Below are 23616 nucleotides of genomic sequence, written 5' to 3'. Positions count from 1 at the left end.
CTTCCCAAACTGCTTTACCGCTTACTCGTAAGTTTTCAAATTCTTTATTCAAATAAATTGTTTTACAAACAATTTTTGTTTCTTTGTGATTGAAGGTTTTGTAAGTTGTTCATTATAATCAGCATGTCCTGACTAAAAATACCAAAATTTCTTTTGCCAATGGGTTGAGCCTCCCTCAATTATTTGGTAACGTTATAAGAGGTTAAATCTGAAACGCTTGCAACCCCTTTGTATTTTCACCTTATTTCAATTTTTTTATTTCAACTATTATGCCAACAGGTACTGTAAAATTTTTCAATGAAGCTAAGGGATACGGCTTCATCGTTGAAGACGACACAAACAGAGACATTTTTGTCCATGTGACAGGATTGGGAGGACTTACTATCCGTGAAAACGATCAAGTAGAATACGAAGTCGTTGAAGGCAAGAAAGGACTAAACGCTGTGCAGGTAAAAAAGATATAGTTGTATTTTTTTTGCGAAAAGTAAAAATGCCGCAATTCGTTGCGGCATTTTTACTTTTATAACTATTCAACCCATGCTTTTATCTCGTCCAGCAAAGGCATTTTTTCTTCTATTTTAAGCTTCTTCCGCATGCCGCCAAGATCATTGAAAATTTTATTCGGACTGGCTGCTTTCAGCTGTTCAATGGTCAGAATGTTCATTTTTTGCAAAGCCGGAATCCATACTGCAGGCACGCCCGCTTTCATGTAATCCGTTTCTTTGGCCATTTCAGGCTTCTTTTCAGGACGCATATGCGGGAAAAACAGTACTTCCTGAATGCTGGAATTATTGGTCAGCAGCATTGTAAGGCGGTCAATTCCGATCCCGATCCCCGCTGCAGGCGGCATTCCGTATTCCAGTGAACGGAGAAAGTCGTCATCCATTTCCATGGCTTCGTCGTCGCCGCGTTCTTTCAGTTTAAGCTGGTCTTCAAAGCGTTCACGCTGCTCGATCGGATCATTCAATTCGGAATAGGCATTTGCGATTTCCCTGCCGTTAATGAAAAGTTCAAAGCGTTCCACCATTCCGCTTTTGGTACGGTGTTTCTTTGTAAGCGGAGACATTTCAACAGGATGATCAATGATGAATGTGGGCTGGATAATATTTTCCTCAACTTTCTCACCAAAAATTTCATCAATTAATTTACCCTTGCCCATGCTTTCGCTTACTTCCATTCCCCATTCCCGGCACTTTGCACGAATGGCCGCTTCATCCAGTTCGTCCACATTGAGTCCCGTATACTGAAGAATGGCGTCCGTAATGCTCAGGCGCGGGTACGGGCCGGCAAAGTTCAGTTCTTTATCGCCGAACACCGCTTTTGTGGTTCCGTTAACGGCCATAGCTACTTGTTCCAGCACCTGTTCGGTCATCTGCATCATCCACAGATAATCCTTGTATGCCACATACAATTCTACGGTTGTAAACTCCGGATTATGCGTGCGGTCCATGCCTTCATTCCTGAAAAGCTTGCCGAATTCGTAAACGCCTTCAAAACCGCCTACGATCAATCGTTTCAAATGCAACTCCGTAGCGATACGCAGAAACAAATTAACGTCGAGCGCATTATGATGTGTTTCAAACGGCCTTGCTGCCGCACCACCGTGAATGGACTGCAGCACGGGCGTTTCCACTTCCAGCCAGCCTTTCGAATCAAAGTAAGAGCGCATGGTTGTGATAATCCGGGCTCTTTTTATGAAAATATCCCGGACTTCCGGATTTACGATCAGATCGACATAGCGCTGGCGGTAGCGCAGTTCGGGATCGGTGAAGCCGTCGTATATATTCCCGTCTTCGTCCCGTTTTACAACCGGCAACGGACGGAGTGATTTATTAAGGATTTTAAATTCCTGGACATGAACGGAAATTTCGCCCGTTTGCGTAGTAAAAACAAAACCTGTAATGCCGATAATGTCGCCGATATCCAGCAATTTCTTGAAAACGGTATTATAAAGCGTTTTGTCTTCACCGGGGCACAAGTCGTCGCGGCGGAAGTAGAGCTGGATCCTGCCCGTGCTGTCCTGCATTTCGGCAAAGGCCGCACTGCCCATAATACGAAAGCCCATGAGCCTTCCGGCCATGGTTACATACTTGTAATCAATCTTGTTGTTTTCGTAATTCTTGGTAATGTCGGATGCGTAAGTATTTACCACAAATTCTTCGGCAGGATAAGGTTCAATACCTAACCGCATCAGTTCTTCCCGTTTTTGACGACGTAATATTTCCTGTTCGCTCAGTAGCATTTTACAGCAGTAATTAAAATAACAAATGTCTGTATTTCAAAATAGTGCGCCAAATTAGTACATTTTGACGTGAATATCGAAATTAAAGCCGGCAAGATCCTGTATCCAGCAAACGGTATGATTTCTGGCACGTTATTAATGACCTTGCGTATGAGGTATACAGTAACCGGCTGTTCAGTAGTTTAACACATACATCTATTCGTTAAATCCTTCTCCGTTCATGTTTGCAAGAATTTTAAAAATCTTTGGTGTAGTTGCTTTATGTGCGTTCTTTCTATTTGGCGCGGTTGAAATTTGGGTTTACAGAAATAAAGAAAAATTCTTCCGTACGGTCCAGGAAATGGTGAATGAAAACCTGAACGGACACCTTGAAATTGAGGATTTTAAGTTTCGGCCGTTTAAAGGTCAGTTCGGCCTGAACTTTACCATGGAGCATGTAAGACTGACCGACAGCCTTTATCAGATTCATAAAAAGCCATTTCTGGAAGCAGAATACATGCAGGTTGCGCTGGACCTGCAGAACTTTTACAAAGGTGATATCAAGATCAAAAACCTGATTTTACAGAATGGCAGCCTGAAAATGTTTGTACAAAAGGACGGCTACTCGAACCTTACGATTTTCAGGTCCTCGCCGCAGGATTCAACCATTAACCGCGACGTAGGCCATCGGGACGGAATCGTGAAGAAACTTGGAAACCTGAGATTTATCAATTTCGCGGTCAGCTATTCCGATTCTGTCAAAGAAAAATATTACGGTGCCCTTTTTCATGACGCTGTCAACATAACGAATGTCACGGATACCGCTACGAATGCCCGGTTTACCGGATCTGTTTTCTTTGACGGGCTTACATTCAAGCCCCGGAAAGGCGGATTTCTGGTCAAGCAGGAAGCCATGCTTGATCTGGCGCTTTCGTATAATGAAAATACCAAAAAACTCCTGATTGCACCATCTTCACTGGAAAGTGCAACGCATGATAAAATCGGCATTAACGGAGTGTTTGACTTTTCGGACACAACAAGAGCTTTCAACCTGAGTTTCGGCGTAAAGAAAATAGCTGTCAAAAATGCATTGCCGCTCCTGACACGAAGACTTCGGGAACAGCTCGATTCCATTGGTATTCAGGCTACTGTAGATACGCAGGTGAAAGTGGACGGAAAGCTGAACGGCGAACAGCCGCGTGTTGACGTTTTTTTCAAGACGGAGCCGTTCAAATATGAATTGCCTGTCGGCGTACTGCGGAATATGCAGACTACGGGGCATTTTACAAATCAGGCTGATACCGCGCAGTTTCCAAGCATTTACAATTCGCGGATTACTGCTCCGAATGTTGTCGGGATGTTTGAAAAAATACCGTTCAAGTTTTCCCTTGCCATTACCAATTTTTTCAATCCTGTTGCCAAGCTGGACGGCGTCGTTTCTGCCGATTCCAGTAACATGAACGAGCTTCTGGATCCGGTTCGTTACCGGTTTCGCAACGGAACGGCGAAAATTGATTTTCACTTTGACGGAAGTCTCAAGAACTTTTATGATCCCAAAAAAGAACGCTTTAACGGAAAGCTGAGCGGAAAAGTAGCGCTCAATAACATATCCATGGATTATTTGCCGCGGCAAGTAAAATTGGCTAAAATCAAAGGGGATTTTACATTCAATGAAAAAGTACTCGTATTTCCGGCAATCAGCCTTTCCGACGGGCAAAACATGATGTATCTGCAGGGAACTGTCGTGGATCTGGTTCCTTATCTGTTTGGTTCGCCTAGGCTGCTGACAGCCAATGTAAATATCAATATTCCGACCTGGAAACTGAACTGGCTTGAAACCTTGCTGGCGCCTAGAAAAACAATGGTCAAAAGGAAAAAGAAGCTGAAACTTTCGGAGTTGCTGGATGAAGCCATTGATCAGATGCAGGTTGTTGCCAAGCTGGATTCCAAAAATCTTAAGTACCGCAACTTCAACGCCAAAGATGTAAAAGGACAGTTTACAGTTAAAAACAATGCCGTAAGCATCGAATATTTTACAATGAAAGCATTTGGAAAAGGCAAGGTCAGGATTTCCGGCGAAATGGACAATTCAGGCGCAAGCCCTTTGCCGCGACTGGCAGTAAGAGGGAAAATTACAAATGCAGATGTCCATTCGGTCTTTTATTCTTTTGACAATTTTGGCCAGAAAACGTTTACGCACGACAATCTGAAAGGCATTTTGAGTACGGATTTCAATTTCGAATCGAGGCTGAATAACAACGTCCGGCTTGTTCCTTCGACGATGAAAGGAAATCTGCGGATCGATTTCACAAACGGCTACATCATTAATTTTGAGCCTTTTATGAAAATGAAACGGCTTATCTTTAAAAACCGGAATTTTGAACGCGTAAAATTTGCGCCGATCCGGACGGACTTTATACTGAAAGGACAGGAAATAGAAATTCAGCCGCTGGAAATCGAATCCAACGTGCTTACGCTTTACATTGACGGTATTTACAGCTTTGGTACCAAAACAGATATCAACATCCAGATACCGCTCAGCAATCTTAAAAAGCGGGATTCAACCTATGTGCTTGACCCCAATAATGAAGAGAAAAAAGAAGGTTCAAAAATATTTCTCCGCGCTATTGATGAAAATGGCGAAGTGAATATAAAACTGGCTTTCCGCAAAAAGAAAGACAAGGAAAAAGACAAAAACAAGCCGGATGAAATTGAGAAATAGCTTACTGTTCCGTACTGAACATGTAGCCGACTCCTTTCAGCGTTTTGATATATCGGTCGCCCAGTTTTTCGCGCAGTTTACGGATATGCACATCGACGGTTCTTTCCAGCACGTATATGTCGGCGCCCCAGATTTTCTGAAGCAGTTCGTCCCGGCTGAAGACCTTGTCGGGCGTCTGGGCCAGAAAAAACAGCAGTTCAAATTCCTTTTTAGGTAAAACAACAGACTTTTCCGAATCCTGCGTAACCGTATAGTTTTTCCGGTTGATGGATAAATCAAGAATATCGATCTGATCTCCGGATTCTGCTTTTTGTGCTTCACGGCGGAACAATGCGTTGATGCGGCTCATCAGCGCACGCGGCTTGATCGGCTTTGTAATGTAATCGTCGGCACCCACTTCAAAAGCCGCAACTTCCGAATATTCCTCGGAACGGGCCGTTAGAAAAAGAATGTAAGTATTTCTGATATCCGGGTTCTGGCGCAGCATCCGTCCGGTTTCAATGCCGTCCATCTGAGGCATCATAATGTCCAGCAGGATCAGGTCCGGAATGAATGTTCTGGCAATTTCAATTGCTTTCTTGCCGTTACAGGCAGTCAGAACGTTGTAGCCTTCCTTATTGAGATTGTATTCCAGAAGTTCAACAATATCAGAGTCATCATCAACAACCAGAACTTTCGGGGCTGATGAGGCAGATTTAGCGGTGCTCATTGAGTTAATTATTAAAACGCAGCATGAAATTAGCGGATGTGACGTTCAGATTATATGTTTCGGGACAATGTTAACACAAACATAATATCAGCGATAAGTAATTCGGTAAATACTGCCTTGTTCGTTTGTAACCAGCATGTCGGTATTATTCAAAAAGAGAATGGCTTCATTCTGCATTTTCACCAGCCGGAAACAGCCAAGCGGCTTTTTAAAGTTGATTTCATTCCCGCTTACTCCGAATAAAAGTACTTTTCCATAAGTCAGAACAGCAAAAGTTTTACCGTCCGGGCTGATGTCTGCAGAAGTCACGAGCGCATCTATATAAATGCTGTCAACAGGCGAGAGGCTGTGGTTCCCCTTTTCTGCAGGCAGGCGGTACAGTTTTACCTGTTTGTCTTTGGTCCAGTTTTTCGAAAAAAGGTATAGATTTTTATCATGATAAAAAAATGCCTCGCAATCGAATTCCGGTATATCCGAAGCTCCGGATGTACCTTTCTGGGCGGCATATTCAAAAGTGATTTTTTCCGTAGCATTCTGATCGGGCGGAATCCTGTAAATGTCAAAAGACTTTCTGTTTCCTGCGTTATTGCCGAAATCTCCGATATAGATGTTGTTTTCCGGATCTTTTGCCAAGTCTTCCCAATCCATATTTTTTGCACCGGGAACAGTTTTTGTTGAAAGCAATTTTCCGGAAAGATTGAACTCATAAAGTTCTGCTTTTCCGCCACTGTCATTATGAGTCCAGAATGAATTTTCTCCGTTACCTGCAGCAAGCCCCGAACTTTCAGCAGCAACCGCCGGGAGCGTACCGATTTTTTTGATCTGATAATGGGATTTTACCTTTTCGAAATTATTGATGCTATGATCCGGCTGACAAGTACACAAAACCGTTTTTACCGCATACCACAGATACATTAATTTATTCATGAATTCAACATTACGTCCACTCCCAAACAAAGATAGAGAAACACCTGCTTACCTGAAGCTGGCCAGCATACTTGTGGCGCTTATTGCAACGGTGTATATTCTGTTTACATTGCGGGAAACAATCATTCCACTTGCATTTTCAATTTTGCTGGCCATTTTGCTGCATCCGGTCTGTGCATGGCTGGAACGTCACCGTGTGCCGCGGATCGGGGCTATTTTGCTCAGCATACTGGCTTTGTTCGTTGTGATCACCATTCTGGTTTATGTCGTTTCGATCCAGATCGGGAGTTTTGCAGAGGAGCTTCCCAGAATAACTGAAAAGGCAGAAACCATTCTGGACCAAGCGCTTACAATGGGCGAACGCTATCTGAACGTTAGCCGGAGCCAGCAGGTCAGCGAGGCAAAAAAGTATCTGATCAATGCATTGAGCGAAGGAAGGGCCGTTCTGTTGAACACACTGGTTACAACAACGGGAGCCATTTCCACATTCATCCTGATTCCTTTATACATCTTCTTTTTCCTTTTGTACCGCGATTTCTTCAGGCGTTTTGTTCACAAGGCCGTTACCAATGTTTCCAATGATGAACTGAATCTGCTTCTGAAGAAAATCTATGAAGTAATCCAGAGCTATCTTTCCGGATTGTTTCTGGTTATTCTCATTGTCGGTGTTCTGAACAGCATCGGCTTGCTGATCCTTGGCATTCCGCATGCCATTTTCTTCGGATTTCTGGCCGGGTTCCTGATTTTGATCCCTTATATCGGCATACTGATCGGTTCCATACTTCCTGCTTTGCTGAGCATTGTTACCATGGATTCACCGTGGTATGCAGTCGGCGTGATCGGCGTGATGAGCTTTGTGCAGTTTCTGGAAGGAAATTTTATAACACCCAACATTGTCGGGTCGAAAGTGAGTGTGAACCCGCTTGCAGCCATTGTTGCCTTGTTTCTGGGCGGACAATTGTGGGGACTTTCCGGATTAATCCTTGCGTTACCTGTTACCGCCATTCTGAAAGTCGTTCTGGATACGATTCCGAGCCTTGAACCTTACGGCTTTTTACTCGGAGAACCTGTACACGAAGTAGCTGAAGAAAAAGCGGAAATAAGAAGGGAAGGAGAAAGGGTAGGACGGAGAAGGGAAGAACGGAGAGAGGAAGAAACCGATGTAAAGGCAGAAGCAGCTCCGGAATTCAAGAAAAAGCCTTACCGCCGGTACCGCAACAAATCCAAAAAGAAGAATGAATCCGGCAATCCGCCTCCGTCGTCTTCGCCGGCAGCCAATGCGGAAAGCTGATTGCAGTTTATTCGGTTTTCACTTTTTCAACACAGATTCCGACGCTCATGATAAACGGAAGCGGATTCTGGCGCATGGACTGCGAGAGTGTAAACGTGTAAATTCCTGCTTTTCTGAACCTGTAATTTTTCTGAAAAGGGATTTTATGATCAAACAGATCGCCAAGCCCGTGGCCGTACGGTTTTCCGGATACTTCATTGGAAAGATAAACTTCTTCCAGCGTATTGGAAATCTGCTTGTTGTCCGGGCCGATTACATTTCTGGTCAGATATAAATTGTAATAAGGATACTGAAATGCGTTTCTCAGCACGTAATACATGTTGTAAGCACTTACCGTATCCGTTATTTCGACCTTGAAAGAAGGTTTGTTGTTGATATACCAAAGACCGTCCTCAATATTTTCATGCGCTTTATAAACGACATTTTCATTGCATCCTGACAATAACAGGCAAATTAACAACAGCCGGACAAAGGGCAGAAATTTCATTCGGGATTCGGGTATTTGATTCACAAAACAGCTATTTTAAACTTACGAACTTGTCTGCTGCGCAAAATAACGGCTCAGCCACGAGTCGGAAGCACGTATTTTCCATCTTTTCAGCCATTGCGCTTTATTGGCCACCTGATTGTCAAAAATGGTCGTATAAGGCGTAATCACTTCATCCATGACAGCCTGTTTGATTTTTGGCACTGCCATCGTCTGAACGGTATTGTTATCGTCGAAATAAGCCAGTGAACGGTCAAAAAAATCAATGTTCATGCGCTGACCGATTTCTTTCAGCCAATGAACAGAAGTATCAATCGAACATCCGCTCGGCAGTTCATCACTTTCATCCACGGCAATGACTACGAACCGATGCTCAAACACTTTTGCCGAAGCCGTAAGCGGCTTGCCATGCGCTTTCCACTCATCCAGAGAAGCTTTGAGCATTTCGGTAATAATGCCCGCTTCTTCATTGGTTATGGTTCTGTCTGCCTGATAAATCCAGACTCTTGACTGTAAATCTATATCGCTGAATGGAATGTACATAACTTTGTAATTTTTAATTTCCTGAAAAACCGATTTAAGAAAGGCTATTTGCCGGTAATTTAAAACAAGACCGGTAAAAACTAAGTTCTGTTGTTTCGTTTACAAGCCTTCTGCCCGTGCGATCAGTTCGGCCAGATCGTACACTTTTACAGCGTCCTCTTTTTCCTTGTTCTTGACGCCGTCCGTCATCATAACCATACAGAACGGGCAGGCAACCGCAATAGTATTTGCTCCCGTTGCTATTGCTTCCTCGATGCGTTCAATGTTAATGTCTTTACGTCCCGGCTCCGGCTCTTTGAACATTTGTCCGCCGCCGGCACCGCAGCAAAGGCCTTTTGTGCGGCAGCGTTTCATTTCCACCAGATCGGCATCCAGCGCTTCCAGTACATGCCGCGGCGCTTCATAAATGTCATTGGCACGGCCAAGATAGCACGAATCGTGAAAAGTAATTTTTTTGCCTTTGAATGTTTCGCCGCCTTCCAGCCGGACACGGCCTTCATTGATCAGCTGCTGAAGATATTCCGAATGATGAATTACTTCATAATGGCCGCCGAGTTCGGGATATTCATTTTTCAGCGTATTGAAGCAATGCGGACATGCCGTAACGATTTTCTTGATTCCGTACATATCTAGCACCTGAATGTTGGACATGGCGAGCATCTGGAAAGTAAACTCGTTTCCGGCACGCCGGGCAGGATCGCCGGTACAGCTTTCCTCCGTTCCAAGTACCGCAAATCTGATTCCTGCCTTGTTCAGTATTTTTACAAAAGCGACCGTCACTTTTTTGTACCGGTCGTCAAATGCGCCCGCACAGCCTACCCAGAACAACACTTCCGGAGATTCATTGGCAGCAGCCATTTCGGCCATTGTCGGGACCTTGTATGTCAAATCACTCATGAAATTACAATTTAGATGAATGGCTGCTTATCCGGCAGATTTCTGTTCAAGACCTTCCGTCCAGTTAAAGCGGTCTCCGGCATAAAATTTCCACGGAGCCTGATTGGTATCCAGATTCTGGAACATCGTGTTCCAGGAACCGGGCGCATGTGCTTCGTCCATTACCTTGTACCGGCGAAGCTGAAGAATGATATCCAGCGGATTAATAAGCACAGGGCATTCCTGCACGCATGCGTTGCAGGTTGTGCAGGCAAGAATTTCTTCTTCCAAAATGTAATCACCGATCAGGCTTTTTCCGTCATCGACAAATTTTCCTCCGTTGGCCTTCATGTTCCTGCCCACATCTTCGAGGCGATCACGGGTATCCATCATGATTTTTCTGGGAGAAAGCTTTTTACCCGTTATGTTGGCCGGACAAGCCGCGGTACAACGCCCGCATTCTGTACAGGAATAAGCATCCATCAGATTTTTCCAGCTCAGGTCCTGTACATCCTTTGCACCGAAGCGTTCCGGAACTTCGGAAGTTCCGCCCGATGAGTTTTCCAGCCAAAGCATCATTTTTACCTCATTGGTAATTTCCGGCATGTTCTTCATTTCACCTTTCGGGATCAGCCTTGAAAAATAGGTATTCGGAAAAGCAAGAATGATATGCAGATGTTTGGAATAGGTAACATAAACGGCAAATGCAAAGATACCCAGTATATGGAACCACCATGCGGCACGTTCGTAACGGATCAGCGCATTTTCATTCCAGCCTTCAAACAACGGTTTTAAAAACTGGCTAAACCAAAAATTTCCGGTTTTGGGATAATGCGCACTGCCTAAATCCTGCAATACACTGTCGGCAGCGTTCATGGTCAGAATGGCAATCATCAGGACAATTTCAAAGATCAGAATCAGCTTTCCGTCCAGTGCCGGCCAGCCATTCATCTCACGGTGACGAACGGGTTGCAGACGCGCTACTTTCACCACATTTCTGCGAAAAAGAAATACAAGGCAGGCGAGCAACACAGCAACTGCCAGCAATTCAAAAAAGCCGATGAGAACCGGATAAAACGAACCCAGGAACGAAGCAAAAAGACGATGCTTTCCCAAAATTCCATCCAGTACAATTTCCAGGACTTCAATGTTGATCAGGATAAAACCGGCGTACACGGCAAAGTGCAGAATACCGATCAAAGGCTTGTCAAACATCTTTTTCTGACCGAATGCAATGCGCATCATGGTGGAAAGGCGTCGCTGCGGCTGATCGGTAAGATCTTCGGGCCTGCCAAGATTAATTGTAGATTTGATAAGCTGCACCCGCTGAAAAACCATCCAGCCGGCTATTCCAAGCACAACGATAAAGAGTATTTGCTGAATTGCTTCCATTGCAAATGAATTGGTTTCTGGCAAAAGTCATTAGTATGCAAGCATACTACTAACAAATATGGGAAAAATGTAACTGGCTGCAAATGGTTTTCAAACAAAATAATTATTATGGAAAGTTAAAGTCAAGGGAATGAGGTAAGTAGAAAATATAATTGAATAATTTCATAAATATTTCTTCAATTAGTTTGTAAAGCTAAAACAGACTTCTATTTTTGCAGTCCCAAACGGGGCCAACTGAAAGCGGTGATGTAGCTCAGTCGGTAGAGCAAAGGACTGAAAATCCTTGTGTCGGCGGTTCGATTCCGTCCATCACCACAGAATGCAAAGCTAACCGCTTGATAATCTTAAAATTATCGAGCGGTTTTTTGTTTGGTTTACATTCTGGTTTACAGTTCCTGCAAAATTCCAGATTTGCAACTTCAAAGTTTACAGTATTTCCTAATCCAGCTTTCACAAAAGGTTTCAGAAATAGACTGCTGAATCCGGAGCTCTTCCTGTCATTTTCCGACAAAACCATATCACAAACTTTATCATTTCTTACCTCGAAGGAGAAATTTAGCTTTTTCTCACCTCTACACGACATTCAGCAAAATACGCCTATACAGCGTCTAGATGCATTTAATACTAGTTAACGCAAAGTTCATACTTTTTCATACTTGCTTTTCTTGCGCCTTTGCCTCAACATTTGCCATCATCTATCAAAAACAAATGTGCCATGACCAAACTAGTAGTAATTGAGTTTGACGAGTTTAAAAACTTCACCAGACAGGTGATTCAAGAAGAGTTTAAGAATGCTTTTAGCCCAAAGGTTGATCAGGTGTCCGCTAGTGATGAAAGACTCCTGTCACGAGCGCAAATGGCCAAGGAGCTTAACGTCTCCCTAGTGACTCTTCACCAGTGGCAAAAGGACGGACTACCATATCGCAGACTTCACCGAAGAATTTATTTTGTGAAATCCGAGGTATTAAATTACATGTACACAAACCAGAAATCAAAGAAAAAGGGATAATGCCTGATCCGCATTACCCCTCCAAAAAATCTTAACAAAATTAGTATGACAAAATTAGCTGCCTTGAATGGTTTTCACAACCATTTGGAAGGAAAGATTTTACATAAATCTTCATTGAACAACATGGAGGATCTTGCAGTCAATGGAAGGACGCTCGCTCCTCTCAAGAGATTGCTTGGAAATTACATACTTGAAAACTCCGCTGTGATCTTTGCAGCTGAGCGAGGTACCGGAAAAACCTTATTAGGTCTCCAAGCTTGTATAGCCATTTCGTCAGGATGGCCGAAGCTATGGAATGAGCCAATCGAGTACCATGGCAACACGTTGTTTATAAACTGTGAGTTGAGTGAAGACACGATCAGTAGAAGATTAGCTCGGCTGTTTGAAGCACCGCCAGAACAGATAAATTTTTCGACCTATCAGAGTTATGTCTATACAACCAAAAAGGGGTTGGAAGAAGAAGCGCAGGCAATAATTGAAATGTCGAGAATCCACAAGCCGGTATTGATTGTCCTGGACAACTTTAGAGTTGCTTTTTTAAATTCAGATACAAACAATGGAAAGGAAGTCGCAAAAGCCATGCACCTTATTTTAACTCTTCGTGATATGCTGGACACGACAATCATTATAACAGATCATACTCGGAAGCACACAAAGAATTTGCTTACTGACAGTGATCTTCAAAGTGGGTCAGGAGTGAAGTCTGATTTGACAGACAGCGACATGTTTCTTCGCAGAAGTAAGCAAGACATTCAGTATCGTATCCTCAAACGCTCTAAATCTAGGCATTGCGAAGAGACAGATGGGGCAAAGCTGATCCGGCTTAATCCTGATTCTTTATGGTTCGAGTTTGTTCAAGATGATATTGACGAAGCGCAGCACATCGGAGTAGAGTCTATGCCGGTAAAAGAGGAGCAAAAGGACTTAGCCCGTGAGTTGAGGGATCAGGGAAAGACCATAGAGCAAATTGCTAAAATATTAAATAGGGGCAAAGGGACTATCCATCGCTGGTTAAACGAATAGGTGGATATAATGGATTCACATTTTCTCTCACAACCCCTCCAAATTTTATGAGAGGGGATTGTGAGAAAAATGTTCGAGGAAATAAAAAGGCATAGAACGATCTCAATCAAATGATCTGATAATTCCAAAATTCTATTTGTTCCATCCGTTCCGATTGTTCCAAAAGTTCCAAAATTCCATTTGTTCCATCCGTTCCAAAAATTCCATTTTGTTCCAGATGTTCCATTCGTTCCAAAAGTTTCGTTTTGTTCCATTTGTTCCATCCGTTCCGTTTGTTCCATTCGTTCCAAAATTTCATTTGTTCCAACCATTCCAAAAATTCCATTTTGTTCCAGATGTTCCATTTGTTCCAGATGTTCCGTTTGTTCCATTCGTTCCAAAAGTTCCAAAATTCCATTTGTTCCACATTTTTCGCCCAAAATTTTTGCTAAAAATGGAACTCTTTGATTATCAATACTATAGGTGAATTTTTTAGTAAAATGGAACGAATGGAACGTATGGAACATGGAACGGAACGGAACAAGGGCGGGTGAAAAAGAAAAAAAATGAATGCAAAACAGTTGAATCAGCAATATAGCATTGTAGGTTTTTTGAGCCACAACGGCTTTCAACCTGCATCCAAAAAAGGTGATAACTATTGGTATATCAGCATGATAAGGGATCTGGAAGCATATCCTTCATTTAAAGTAGATATCAATAAAAACCTTTGGTACGACCATGGCATCGGGGTAGGAGGCAATCTAATAGACTTAGCCTGCAAAATTTTCAAAATGGAGGACGTAAGAGAGGTGATCAGGTTAATAACCTGTGATTTTTCTTCTTTTCACCCGCAACCAGCAGCGCAGGTTCCAGAGATGCCAAGTAGGAATAAGCTGCGTATAGTGAAGGAAGGTTACATTCAGGATCTTGCCTTGATTGATTATCTCAATACACGGGGTATTTGCATTGAAGTTGCTAACCAGTATTGTACAGAGCTTACCTACTCGAATCAGGGTCATGTATTTCGAGGACTAGGCTTCAAAAACCAGTTAGGCGGTTACGAGCTAAGGAGTAAAGGATTTAAATCCTGCATAGCACCAAAGGACATTACTTTCATTGGAAACGGAGGTAGTAACTTACTTGTCTTTGAAGGTTTTATGGATTTTCTATCATATCTGATGCTGCCTGTTTTTCATGTCAGTAACTCGAGTTACATAATCCTCAATTCTCTTTCTTTGCTTGCTAAGGTATCAGAGCCTTTATCTGCTTACGACTCCAAATTCCTATTTCTCGATAATGATCTATCCGGAACGAAAGCCGCATCCTATATCAAACAGATGTATCCTCGTGTGATAGATATGAGCATGTTCTACTCCGATCATAAGGATCTGAATGATTATTTAACTCAAAACAGAAAGTGTGATGAACAAAAGTGTGCTGCTCCGGCTATATGAAAGAAAGGATCCAAAGCGAAAGCGGATGCTTTACGATCTGTTTAAAGACAGAATCACTATGAACGCCTCCTTATCAATGATAGCAGAACTTATCAATCAGGAATTGGGCGAGAAGGATTTGGTTCAAGCTGCTGATATCAAGTATTGCCGTCATTACTTCAATGGAAAGATTAACGGGTCAGATCCGGTTAAAGAGATTGGTCGATCATTAACCAAGCCACCTTTAATAGATTTGAATTTATCAAAACCTAGTACACCTGCCAACGTACAGGATATTAGCTGGACCGATCCGGACGAAAATAATACAAGTTCAAATTTCCCACGTAAAAGTAAATTTTCTAACAAATGAAAGAGCTCAATTTCATCCTTCAAGCCAAGGGCGGTGTAGGAAAAAGTCTGCTTACCTACCTACTTGGTATAGCTAATCAAAATTGCGAGAAATCCCTTTTTGTGGATTTGGATAGCTCCACTGGTACATCCAGTCGGCAGCTTAAATTTTTAGGAGAATCCCGCACAGAAGCAGTATCGCTGCTTAATGAGAAAGAAGTTTTGGTGAGAGATAATCTGGTTTCTTATATAGAGAGCCTTGTGGATGCTCGATTTGAACTGATTTATTTTGATTTAGGTGCTCCGGAATCTGAGCAGTTCCCAGCACTTCTTGAGCTTGACTTGCCATTCAAGCAATTCGTTGATGAACTGGATTGTAAAGCTAATTTTCACGTAGTTATTGGAGGCGGTGGGGCATACATTCCAAGCATAGATTATCTACAAAAGCTTGTGATTGCCCTGCGTGGTGAATTCGAAGTGACTGTCTGGCAAAGCATCACAACGTTTAAAAATTTTTCAACACTATCTGAAGAACTAAAACGTAACTGTGAAGTATTAGGATTAAGATTTCGAACATTCGGAGATTTTGATCCTGGCTCAAACCTAGGCAGCCAAATTCTTGACGGCGTGAGAAAAGGTTATGGTATTAATGAATACCAGACAGGGGCAAGAATCAGATTAAAAAAGGAACTTAACGACAATTTCAAAGATGAGCTCACAAATAACTAAGGAAGAACTAACCAGAATAAAAGGTAGCTTCCAAGCCAAGTATGGCTACGAAATGGATGAATGGACAGCCGTAATACTGACCGAACTGAATGATCGCTTTGGTAATTTCAGTCAAACGGTTCAGCAGTCCACAAAGGAAATTGGTAATGCAGCTCAACTTATCAAAGGTCAGGTACATGCAGTTCATTTTAAAAATGACAGGCAAGCGTTCTTTTTTGGCTTGGGCAAATTGCTTAGTCCTTCACTCATTGTTTTAACAGGAATCTTATTCATTGCATATTATGTCGGACAGTACGAAAAGTACAACGAGATCTCAAATTTCGTAGAGCAGTATCCCAACTTCAATGCATTTAAGCAAATGATCAGAGTGGCAGATATACGAGAATTTGAATCTAAAAAGTATTTGGTACTACGTCCTGCGGCCAAAGCCAACTCAATAAAAATTGGTAAGGAATATGAGTACCTAAAAAAAGAGAAAGCAGTTATAGTTCTTTTGGAGTCTGACAATCAATAAGTTGCCATTAAATTTATACTTAATTCGACCGGATTCGACCATTTTAGACTTGTTTATACCACCTTCTTTAGGCACTTGTAAGCAAGCCATGTGTTTGTAACTACAATTCTTCTGCTACGCTCCGAATTGCAGTTGCAAACACAACGGTCGTTCCTCCCTTGTCTTGCCAGGGCTCCGCCCTGAACCCCATCAACTTAAATATTTAAAGCAATCATTAGCGCCATGGAAGAAAATTCTCATGAAGATACCCGTCAGTCAAGCCAAGCTAAAAGGGAAAACAAAGACAAAACGATTCCGCTACGCGTCACCCAGCAGGACTACATTAAAATCAAATCAAAGGCTACTCTGGCCGGACTTTCAGTATCAGAATATTTACGCAAACTTGGAACTGGCCATCCGGTACAAGCTCGTTTTGACAAGGAGGAAAAACGGAATCTACAAGGGATTGGAACTAACCTCAATCAATTGGCTGCATTTGCTAATAAGGGTTTTTTCTATCAAAAACCGATCACAGAAGTTTTAGATGAACTTAAACGCATTCTGAAAAAATGATAGCAAAGACAACTATCGGATCTAGTTTCCTAGGTGCTATTAACTATGGCGCTGGATATAGCTTAGACGGTAAAGAGATCGAAGGTAAATCGGAACTTTTGCTGCTGCACAATGTCGTGTCTCTAGATCCACTCGGTATAGCAATGGAAATGCAACAAGAGGCAGCAGGCAGCCGGTGTAAAAGACCAGTATGGCATTCTTCTCTCAACTGGAAACCGGGAGAGAACCCAACCAAAGAGCAGATGATCGAAGCTGCAAATCTGTACTGTTCCAAAATGGGTGCTGATCCTAAAGATCATCAGATTGCAGTTTACCAGCATCATGACAAGCCGCACAAGCACATACATATTTACATCAACCGAGTACCAACAGATGGGAGTAAAGCATTGGAGACTTCGCATAATTATGCGCGTAACGTTCGGATATGTAAGGAGATCACACAGGAACTTAATTTTGCTTTAGTAGAGAAGCTTCAAGAGGGGAAATTGCGGCATGTTGCTGAGAATCAGAAGGAAGCTCAGAAGATTGTTAATTTGGCTATTAAATCAGCTTTAAAGCAGAAGTGTAATAGTCTTGAGGATCTAGAATTACTGTTAAAGGAGAAGGGTATTCAGTGTAAGTTTAAGGTTGAAGAGGGAAAGTTAAAGTATACTAGTTATAGTTATCGGGGTATACCAATTAAAGGGCAGGATGTTGGGTTTACTGCTAAACAATTGCAGTCTAAGTTTGAGGCTAGTTTATTTGCAAAAAGGCAAAGTTACTTGAAAACACTTTATTAGTGTGATTTACAAAAAATCAGTCGAGAAAATTTGTGATCCTCCAAGTAAACCTAGCAGAAGTGCTTTGTACTTAAATTTTTAAAATCATGCTTGATAATAGTTGTGTGCATAAGGATCAAAATTAGGACAAAGCTCATCTACACAGATTTTAAAATAGTGTCCAGATTTACAATTCCTATTACCTTTTTTTGTTTATTCTAATTACATTGAATATTCCTTCGGATAAGTTAATGCCTAGTGAAAGTAATGTTAATACCATTTCTTTAAATTCAAAGTTCTTTTTAAAGCCATCAGACATATTTTGAAAGCCACGAACACAGAAATAAAATGCTGTCAACCAGTTTATGTAGGGTAAACTTGTCTCTTCATCGAGATAGTAAAATGTATAGAGCAGTGATCCAATTACTTCAGTAGCACCGTACCAAAACTGTTGATTGCTATTTCGCCACAAAAAAAGGCATATTCCGCCTGAAATAACGATAAGCATAAACCATATGATACCTAGATTCTTAGCAATAGAAGTATTCGTGTAATATTCAGATGTTGTAAGCGCAAAATACCTAAAAACTATAATTATGATATATAATAAGAAAGGTATTAATAAAAATATTATAACTACTTTGATCCTTTTTATTTCTTTCTGATATTTCTCGATTTCGTTTTTATCACTTATTGATCCATCATCCATATAATCGAATTTTTAATTATCATCCCATTTCATATTTAAAGCCCACTTTGTGTGAGCGCCTATTTTATAAAGGAGTTTCTTTTGACGCCTACAGTGACCTAAGCACTGAATTAAATCTTCGTCTGCCCATTTCACGTAGTCAGTGTCGCCATTTTTTTGTAAGTCTCTGAGCTCACATTCTTGTTCAGGAGTAGGAATCAATTCAAGAATATCGTACTGTAGAATTTCATTACAATTCCAGCCAGGAGTTCGATGAATAGGCGTAGTAAGTGTTCCCTTAAAATAGTAATTAACGTACTTAAAGTTTTTTTGAGATAGTACTGAGGATTTGCCTTCGATCAACTCTTCATAAAATTCTCGCCAATGAGATATTTCCCTATCTTTACCCGAATTAAACCAGTCAATAAACTTCAACGCTTTTCTTGCTGGGACGAAAAGGGCAAAGTCATCCTTCATACCTCCAGAATTTTTTAATTTCAAGTCATCAATTGCTTTAAAGTCATTTTGCAAAATACTTTGAGTTCTGTCAAACCGTTTGTATTTTCCCCCTACTAGCTGGTAGTGCCCAAAATTAAAATTTTTGACTAATAGGTATTTATCATCAATTTTAATAAGGTAAAGGTAGGACATTGAGAATCGTATTCTCTTATTAAAAATTGACAACCATGTCAAATGTAAGGCGAGCTTCAACCTCTTAAAGTTTGTAACAGTAGCAGTTATAATGAAGGTTAATAAGGTTATTACCCCTGCCTGAGTGAATCCAGATTCCCAAAAAGGTTGACTGCTAAGTGCACCAGCACCTATTAATATACAAGATACCAGAACCTCGATGAACAGTTTCATATGATTTTCGGACTTGGTTTGATTTTAGAAAGAACATCCTTGATCGTCTTGTATGTAAGGGCATGCGTTGGATATGCGGCGGCAATTGCTTCTGGGAGCACTCTCAGCCTTATATCGGAAAAAGAAAAGCCTAATCCCCCATTGCGTTCAGGACCTGTTAATTCAGCCAGTTCTTCGAGTTCATGGGCAGCAAGCTCGAAACCAGCAAGGCTATTTTTAAATAGTTGGATCCTTTCTGCTGTGTCCGGCCGTTCAAACTCTAAAATTATTGATGCTCTTCGAATAATTGCTTCATCAATAAAATGTAGCCGGTTGGTGGACATAAAAAGTATAGCTCGTCCCTCTAATTCTCTAATTTCATCTATTTTTTGAATAAGGGTGTTAACAGCAGCTTTTTCTTCCTGATGCATCTGTAATGTTGATCGTGTAGATGCAATGGCATCGGCCTCGTCAATCAATAAAAATGCAATTCTGCGTTTCCCGGCTTGTTTCTTCAGTTCAGCAAAAGCATCGTTTACTAAGTTCCCCATTTGACCATGTAAACCTTCTCCCCTTACTCTAGTGCTGAGTTTGAGAAAAAATCCATCTCTTTTTAATTCTCTCATAATTTTATCAGCTATTGCTTCTGCAGTGACAGTTTTACCTGTACCTGCATCTCCTGCTAAAATTACCAGTGGGTATTTTTCATTTAGTTGGCCTATGATTGGGAGCTCCGTATTGTGAAATTTCTTGCTCCAGGATACTAGGCCCTCTTGGTCAAGTAGTAATTTCAAATTAGAGTAGATCCTGCTGAATTTTTTATCAAATCCAACGAGTCCTTTTGCTCGTTCCTGAATTGTGGAGCTTGGAAGCTCAATTATTTTGTCAAAAATTGATTCCATTTACTTGAAGTTTGTTTTTTGAAGTTCATATCCTTTGCTAGCGTACAATTGTGCATTGCTATTGCTAAGATGTGGAAAACTGTTATCTATTTGAGATGGTGTCCAAAGAATTTTTAATTTATTCTGAAAATGTATTCTTTGATCTTCGGACAGTGAATTCCATTTTGAAGTATATGATAGGATAACCGACAGATGTGTGTTAGAGAGATCTGTCCAATCGTTATTTTTGCCTGCCCGTTCACTTTCAGTAGTTGTGCCAAGACTATTAACGACAAATTTTGAAGCCCGCAAAACCTTATTTGTTCCATCTTCAAGTAAGGTGATATCAACGGAATATAAGTACTCACTTTCTGCAAGTATTAAAATATCATGAAATATTTTATCAACGTATTCCATGGACCATTTTCCTGTTCTTCGAGCAATTGTTCGAATGTCGACCTCACAACCCTCAAAGGTTCTTCTAATATCGAGAACTGTATATGTGCTAGTTTTAGTGGTTGTTCCGTACATCGTTATTTAATGTTAAAGGTTGGTCCAAAAATATATTTCCACTCTTGAATAGTGTCTCCTTCATTGTTTTTTGCTTGCGCAATATTCAAAGTATCAAATGCATCTATTGCCTCATCAACTATTTCTTTCCATTTTATGTCGGTCATTCTTCTAGGTACATTATTTTCTTTATTCGTGTTATCAGCAATGTAGATTGGCGTGTCAAAATTTGTAGGAACAGAATTGATAGAATTTTTAAATGTAATTATGGGGAAGGTAGGAGCACTTAAAAACTGGAAAGTTCTGATAATTCCCTCTTCAATATTTTCTTGAACTCCAAATTGCTCGTCTAAATGAGCTACAATTAGCTCTATGGCAAATGAAGAGAGCCCAGGCTCTTCATCTGTAGGATACAACTCTTTATAGTTTTTCCACCATTTAATGGCTCTAACAATCGAGGTATATGACGGGTTGTTTTTTCTTTTATCTACTGAAAAGGCTAGCTGTCTATTTATGCTCGTTATATATTTTTTTCCACCACGTCTACTAGGTTGCCAAACGTAATCTGCGGGGTCGTCTAGGGGTACTACCGGAACAATATCAATTTGTAAGCCAGTGCCGCTAAACGTAATTGTTACTGATTTAGTATTTCCCTCCGCATCTACGTCTTTACTAATATCTTTTTGAGGATAGATACTTGTCAAATATTCGATGATGAATTCGTATAACTTCTTAAGGTCTTTATGGATATTTCTGTCCCCCGCGACAAAAAGTACTAAGTCAATATCTATTGGATTATCTCCCGTGGGCTTTAATATTGTATGTTTCTTCCATGAGCCAGCAATAATGTATTTAGTGACTTTTAGACCATTTGAACGGTCTTCACTGATTCTCTTTTCTAATTTTTCTTTCAAGTTTTTTACTTGATTTCGATATTTCTCCATGTTTTCAGGATGAAGTTTTATCTTATTAATAAAGTGTTGTAACTGCCGATTTTCTAATTTCATATAGATTTCTGTTTAATTCTATTGTGAACTGGCTTTTTCTAAGTTTAAATCATTTTAATCCCATCGTCAACTAGTCATGCTTTGAAAATATTTTTTGAGAATTAAAATTTGTACTAGTTGCTCCTTAACCTATATACGGAATTGCGTGAATACAGTATAAATGCTTTTTTCACACTTTCTTGTATACTACGTAGATACCCTCACATAATGATAGAAAATTTACAGACATCGGCCGACTTAGACGAGTCAGACGATTATCTAATAGAGTTGATGGGCCTAAAAGACGATTTTCCTTACGAGGCGCTTGACGCCTATGGAAAGATATACAGTCGATACTGGGATATTATGCTTCGTGTGGCAGCTGGAGTCACAAAAGATGAAGATGAAGCACAGGATCTTCTAGCAGACACTTTTAATATCGTTTACAACAAGGCCTCAACGTTTAAGAAGGGTAAAATCCGTAATCCGTCAAATGTGCGGATTTCTATTATGAAGTGGATGACTACAATAATGCAAAGGGTTTTTTATGACTATTACTTGCAGGAGCAGTACAAGAGCAAAGGAATTGACAGTGATTTTGCAGACACTCACATAATTGAGGATGCTCGTGTCATTAAGTATTTGGATGATGATTATGATGATTTTATTGAGAATCTGGAGAAATCAGAATTATTGGATGTTGGATCTGCAATTATTGAGACAGAACATGTTGAGGATTCGCAAAATTTAAAAAACGTCCGCGAGTACGTGTCAAGGTTGTCTGAACGAGATCGAGATATAATACTTACTATTTATAATCATCATATACCCGGGAAATATACACCCAATGAAGTTTTAACTGCCTTAGAAAAGAAGTGGGGGACGACGCGAGAGAATATTCGTAAGATACTGCAGAAATTTCGTGATTCAATTAAGGAGAAACTGCAACCACATATGTTCATACGAAAATAGGCCAATCATGATTGACGATATAAATAATACTGAAGATTTGCTCGATGACGGTATCGACAAGTCCCTGCGAGAATTGGGTTTTATCTTCCCTAAAACAGTTAGTGACTTTTGTCAGCTCCAATTAGATCTTGATGCAGCTAGGAATGATCTGCCTGAGCGTATTAAAGATCCGTATGTTTTTTTACATCGAACCATTGTTGGGAAAAAATCACTTAACAGTGTGATTGAAATGAGACCTGACTATTCTCAAAATTTTGCTCAGGCAGCAAGAGAGGGGAGAGAGATTACAGAGGAGATTAGAAAAAAAATGGTACAAGACAAGCTTAAATCGTCTCAAAGAAAAAAAAGCGAAGGTTAATGCTTTCAAGGAAAAGAGAAATTGAATTATCAGAACTTGCCGAAACGATTGCTGAGCTGTATTGCCCTTCCGAAATCGTCCTTCCTGAGCACATAGCTACAATGAAGGGAATCACATTCAGCAATGGTGACTACGGAAGTGCATTTGATGGCTTAATTGAATTTGAGAACGGCTCTTTTCACATCTTTGTAAATACTAAGCTAGATGGGGATTTGAGGCAAGCTAGACCAAGATTTACATTTGCACATGAGCTGGGTCATTATTTTATTGATGAGCATAGGCAAGCTTTATTGAATGGACGAACCCCCTCGCATCCATCTTATACTAATTTTGCGTCAAAAAATCCTATTGAAATAGAGGCTGATCATTTTGCGGCATCCCTTCTATTACCAGCGAGCAGAGTAAAAAAGGACTGTGTGAAACGTTCATTTAACTTCAGTCTTGTTCAAGATATAAGTCAGAAATATGGAGCTAGCATAACAGCCACGGTTCTCAGGCTTATGACCATTGATAAACATCCCATTATGCTCGTATGCTCTGTTCAAGGTAAAGTTAAATGGTTTAAACACAGTCATGATTTTCCTTTCAAATGGTTGAAGCAACCTTTCGGTTACGTTCCAAAATATACTTTGGCTGGTACTTATTTTAAAAATGGAGAAAAATTTGCCGAAGAGCTACCTATTAGTGCAAATGAGTGGTTTGAATATGTTTCGGATAGAGATCTATCAAGGAATTTTTGGGACTATCGCATTAACTGTGTAAACTTTTGAATCGGGGTTGGGCGAAGCTTATAGCCTGACCCTATTTTCAAAAATAGTCAAAAACTGATTCAGGATCATGCCCCAATTCCGGATGGGCATAGTCC

At 40.9% G+C, this 23616-nt stretch carries 27 protein-coding genes and 1 tRNA gene; 15 read left to right on the top strand and 13 right to left on the bottom strand.

The window, feature by feature from the left end:
- Window positions 1-269: 269 nt before the first annotated feature.
- Entirely contained in the window at window positions 270-464 is a 195-nt protein-coding gene (locus FEM55_RS23200; protein WP_026629450.1) for a cold-shock protein, read from the top strand.
- Window positions 465-526: 62 nt separating this feature from the next.
- Here FEM55_RS23200 and lysS read toward each other — a convergent pair whose 3' ends face one another.
- Window positions 527-2242 carry a lysine--tRNA ligase gene (lysS, locus tag FEM55_RS23195; protein WP_138283715.1) on the bottom strand — a complete coding sequence of 572 codons (1716 nt, stop codon included), beginning with the start codon at window positions 2240-2242 and terminating at the stop codon, window positions 527-529.
- Window positions 2243-2462: 220 nt separating this feature from the next.
- Between lysS and FEM55_RS23190 the strand changes: the two genes are divergently transcribed.
- Entirely contained in the window at window positions 2463-4943 is a 2481-nt protein-coding gene (locus FEM55_RS23190) for an AsmA family protein (protein WP_138283714.1), read from the top strand.
- Between the two features lies 1 nt (window position 4944).
- On the opposite strand, the gene FEM55_RS23185 is transcribed toward FEM55_RS23190, so the two are convergent.
- Entirely contained in the window at window positions 4945-5652 is a 708-nt protein-coding gene (locus FEM55_RS23185; RefSeq protein WP_138283713.1) for a response regulator transcription factor, read from the bottom strand.
- 87 nt (window positions 5653-5739) lie between these two features.
- On the bottom strand, window positions 5740-6579 hold the full coding sequence (locus tag FEM55_RS23180; protein WP_138283712.1) for an SdiA-regulated/phytase-like domain-containing protein: 840 nt from the start codon (window positions 6577-6579) through the stop codon (window positions 5740-5742).
- Here FEM55_RS23180 and FEM55_RS23175 point away from each other — a divergent pair.
- Window positions 6578-7870: an AI-2E family transporter gene (locus tag FEM55_RS23175; RefSeq protein WP_138283711.1), complete on the top strand. Its 1293-nt coding sequence runs from the start codon at window positions 6578-6580 to the stop codon at window positions 7868-7870. The genes FEM55_RS23180 and FEM55_RS23175 overlap by 2 nt on opposite strands.
- A 7-nt stretch (window positions 7871-7877) precedes the next feature.
- Here the strand turns inward: FEM55_RS23175 and FEM55_RS23170 are convergent, their stop codons facing one another.
- The 4 genes from FEM55_RS23170 to FEM55_RS23155 all read right to left on the bottom strand — a co-directional run bounded on the left by FEM55_RS23170 (window position 7878) and on the right by FEM55_RS23155 (window position 11168).
- The gene (locus tag FEM55_RS23170; protein ID WP_138283710.1) at window positions 7878-8357 is read right to left on the bottom strand and encodes a gliding motility lipoprotein GldH; all 480 of its coding nucleotides are present in this window, start codon (window positions 8355-8357) and stop codon (window positions 7878-7880) included.
- 42 nt (window positions 8358-8399) lie between these two features.
- Window positions 8400-8900, bottom strand: a complete 501-nt coding sequence (locus FEM55_RS23165) for a hypothetical protein (protein ID WP_138283709.1) — start codon at window positions 8898-8900, stop codon at window positions 8400-8402.
- Window positions 8901-8999: 99 nt separating this feature from the next.
- Window positions 9000-9797, bottom strand: coding sequence for a (Fe-S)-binding protein (locus FEM55_RS23160; protein ID WP_138283708.1), 798 nt, complete (start codon window positions 9795-9797; stop codon window positions 9000-9002).
- A gap of 27 nt (window positions 9798-9824) precedes the next feature.
- Entirely contained in the window at window positions 9825-11168 is a 1344-nt protein-coding gene (locus tag FEM55_RS23155) for a 4Fe-4S dicluster domain-containing protein (RefSeq protein ID WP_138283707.1), read from the bottom strand.
- Between the two features lie 242 nt (window positions 11169-11410).
- On the opposite strand from FEM55_RS23155, the gene FEM55_RS23150 reads away from it, so the two are divergent.
- From FEM55_RS23150 to FEM55_RS23140, 3 genes are all read left to right on the top strand, one after another.
- Window positions 11411-11483, top strand: a tRNA-Phe gene (locus FEM55_RS23150).
- A 400-nt stretch (window positions 11484-11883) separates the two neighbouring features.
- Complete coding sequence (locus tag FEM55_RS23145) at window positions 11884-12177, top strand: helix-turn-helix transcriptional regulator (protein WP_138283706.1); 294 nt, start codon at window positions 11884-11886, stop codon at window positions 12175-12177.
- 45 nt (window positions 12178-12222) lie between these two features.
- Complete coding sequence (locus FEM55_RS23140) at window positions 12223-13200, top strand: AAA family ATPase (protein ID WP_138283705.1); 978 nt, start codon at window positions 12223-12225, stop codon at window positions 13198-13200.
- A gap of 106 nt (window positions 13201-13306) precedes the next feature.
- Here FEM55_RS23140 and FEM55_RS25055 read toward each other — a convergent pair whose 3' ends face one another.
- Entirely contained in the window at window positions 13307-13525 is a 219-nt protein-coding gene (locus FEM55_RS25055) for a hypothetical protein (protein WP_171036641.1), read from the bottom strand.
- Between the two features lie 220 nt (window positions 13526-13745).
- Here FEM55_RS25055 and FEM55_RS23130 point away from each other — a divergent pair, with 220 nt between their 5' ends.
- The 6 genes from FEM55_RS23130 to FEM55_RS23105 all read left to right on the top strand — a co-directional run bounded on the left by FEM55_RS23130 (window position 13746) and on the right by FEM55_RS23105 (window position 17534).
- Window positions 13746-14633 carry a DUF8464 domain-containing protein gene (locus FEM55_RS23130; protein ID WP_138283704.1) on the top strand — a complete coding sequence of 296 codons (888 nt, stop codon included), beginning with the start codon at window positions 13746-13748 and terminating at the stop codon, window positions 14631-14633.
- A 58-nt stretch (window positions 14634-14691) separates the two neighbouring features.
- Window positions 14692-14982: a hypothetical protein gene (locus FEM55_RS23125; RefSeq protein ID WP_188584538.1), complete on the top strand. Its 291-nt coding sequence runs from the start codon at window positions 14692-14694 to the stop codon at window positions 14980-14982.
- A complete protein-coding gene (locus FEM55_RS23120; protein ID WP_138283702.1) occupies window positions 14979-15689 on the top strand; it encodes a P-loop NTPase family protein in 711 nt (236 codons plus the stop codon). The genes FEM55_RS23125 and FEM55_RS23120 overlap by 4 nt, the downstream gene beginning before the upstream one ends.
- Window positions 15670-16203 (top strand): hypothetical protein, encoded by a 534-nt coding sequence (locus tag FEM55_RS23115; protein WP_138283701.1) that lies wholly within the window; start codon window positions 15670-15672, stop codon window positions 16201-16203. The genes FEM55_RS23120 and FEM55_RS23115 overlap by 20 nt, the downstream gene beginning before the upstream one ends.
- A gap of 222 nt (window positions 16204-16425) precedes the next feature.
- A complete protein-coding gene (locus tag FEM55_RS23110; protein ID WP_138283700.1) occupies window positions 16426-16755 on the top strand; it encodes a plasmid mobilization protein in 330 nt (109 codons plus the stop codon).
- Window positions 16752-17534 (top strand): relaxase/mobilization nuclease domain-containing protein, encoded by a 783-nt coding sequence (locus tag FEM55_RS23105; protein ID WP_138283699.1) that lies wholly within the window; start codon window positions 16752-16754, stop codon window positions 17532-17534. The genes FEM55_RS23110 and FEM55_RS23105 overlap by 4 nt, the downstream gene beginning before the upstream one ends.
- A 178-nt stretch (window positions 17535-17712) precedes the next feature.
- Here the strand turns inward: FEM55_RS23105 and FEM55_RS23100 are convergent, their stop codons facing one another.
- From FEM55_RS23100 to FEM55_RS23080, 5 genes are read right to left on the bottom strand one after another with little or no spacing between them, the layout of a single operon-like run.
- Window positions 17713-18222 (bottom strand): hypothetical protein, encoded by a 510-nt coding sequence (locus FEM55_RS23100; RefSeq protein WP_138283698.1) that lies wholly within the window; start codon window positions 18220-18222, stop codon window positions 17713-17715.
- A gap of 12 nt (window positions 18223-18234) precedes the next feature.
- Entirely contained in the window at window positions 18235-19065 is an 831-nt protein-coding gene (locus FEM55_RS23095; protein ID WP_138283697.1) for an SMODS-associated NUDIX domain-containing protein, read from the bottom strand.
- Window positions 19062-19946: an ATP-binding protein gene (locus FEM55_RS23090; protein WP_138283696.1), complete on the bottom strand. Its 885-nt coding sequence runs from the start codon at window positions 19944-19946 to the stop codon at window positions 19062-19064. Before FEM55_RS23090 ends, FEM55_RS23095 begins: the two co-directional genes overlap by 4 nt.
- Entirely contained in the window at window positions 19947-20456 is a 510-nt protein-coding gene (locus FEM55_RS23085) for an HORMA-1 domain-containing protein (protein ID WP_138283695.1), read from the bottom strand.
- Window positions 20457-20458: 2 nt separating this feature from the next.
- Window positions 20459-21442 carry a CBASS oligonucleotide cyclase gene (locus FEM55_RS23080; RefSeq protein WP_138283694.1) on the bottom strand — a complete coding sequence of 328 codons (984 nt, stop codon included), beginning with the start codon at window positions 21440-21442 and terminating at the stop codon, window positions 20459-20461.
- A 207-nt stretch (window positions 21443-21649) separates the two neighbouring features.
- Between FEM55_RS23080 and FEM55_RS23075 the strand changes: the two genes are divergently transcribed.
- The 3 genes from FEM55_RS23075 to FEM55_RS23065 are packed head-to-tail and all read left to right on the top strand — an operon-like array spanning window position 21650 to window position 23521.
- Window positions 21650-22393, top strand: coding sequence for an RNA polymerase sigma factor (locus FEM55_RS23075; protein WP_138283693.1), 744 nt, complete (start codon window positions 21650-21652; stop codon window positions 22391-22393).
- A gap of 7 nt (window positions 22394-22400) precedes the next feature.
- On the top strand, window positions 22401-22751 hold the full coding sequence (locus FEM55_RS23070; RefSeq protein WP_138283692.1) for a hypothetical protein: 351 nt from the start codon (window positions 22401-22403) through the stop codon (window positions 22749-22751).
- On the top strand, window positions 22751-23521 hold the full coding sequence (locus tag FEM55_RS23065) for an ImmA/IrrE family metallo-endopeptidase (RefSeq protein WP_138283691.1): 771 nt from the start codon (window positions 22751-22753) through the stop codon (window positions 23519-23521). Before FEM55_RS23070 ends, FEM55_RS23065 begins: the two co-directional genes overlap by 1 nt.
- The last annotated feature ends 95 nt before the right edge of the window (window positions 23522-23616 follow it).

Origin of the sequence: Dyadobacter sediminis, from assembly GCF_005860765.1 — a bacterium.
Lineage (GTDB): Bacteria > Bacteroidota > Bacteroidia > Cytophagales > Spirosomataceae > Dyadobacter > Dyadobacter sediminis.
The sequence above is the reverse complement of the archived record's forward strand: the minus strand, read 5'-3'. Positions and strand labels throughout refer to the sequence as shown.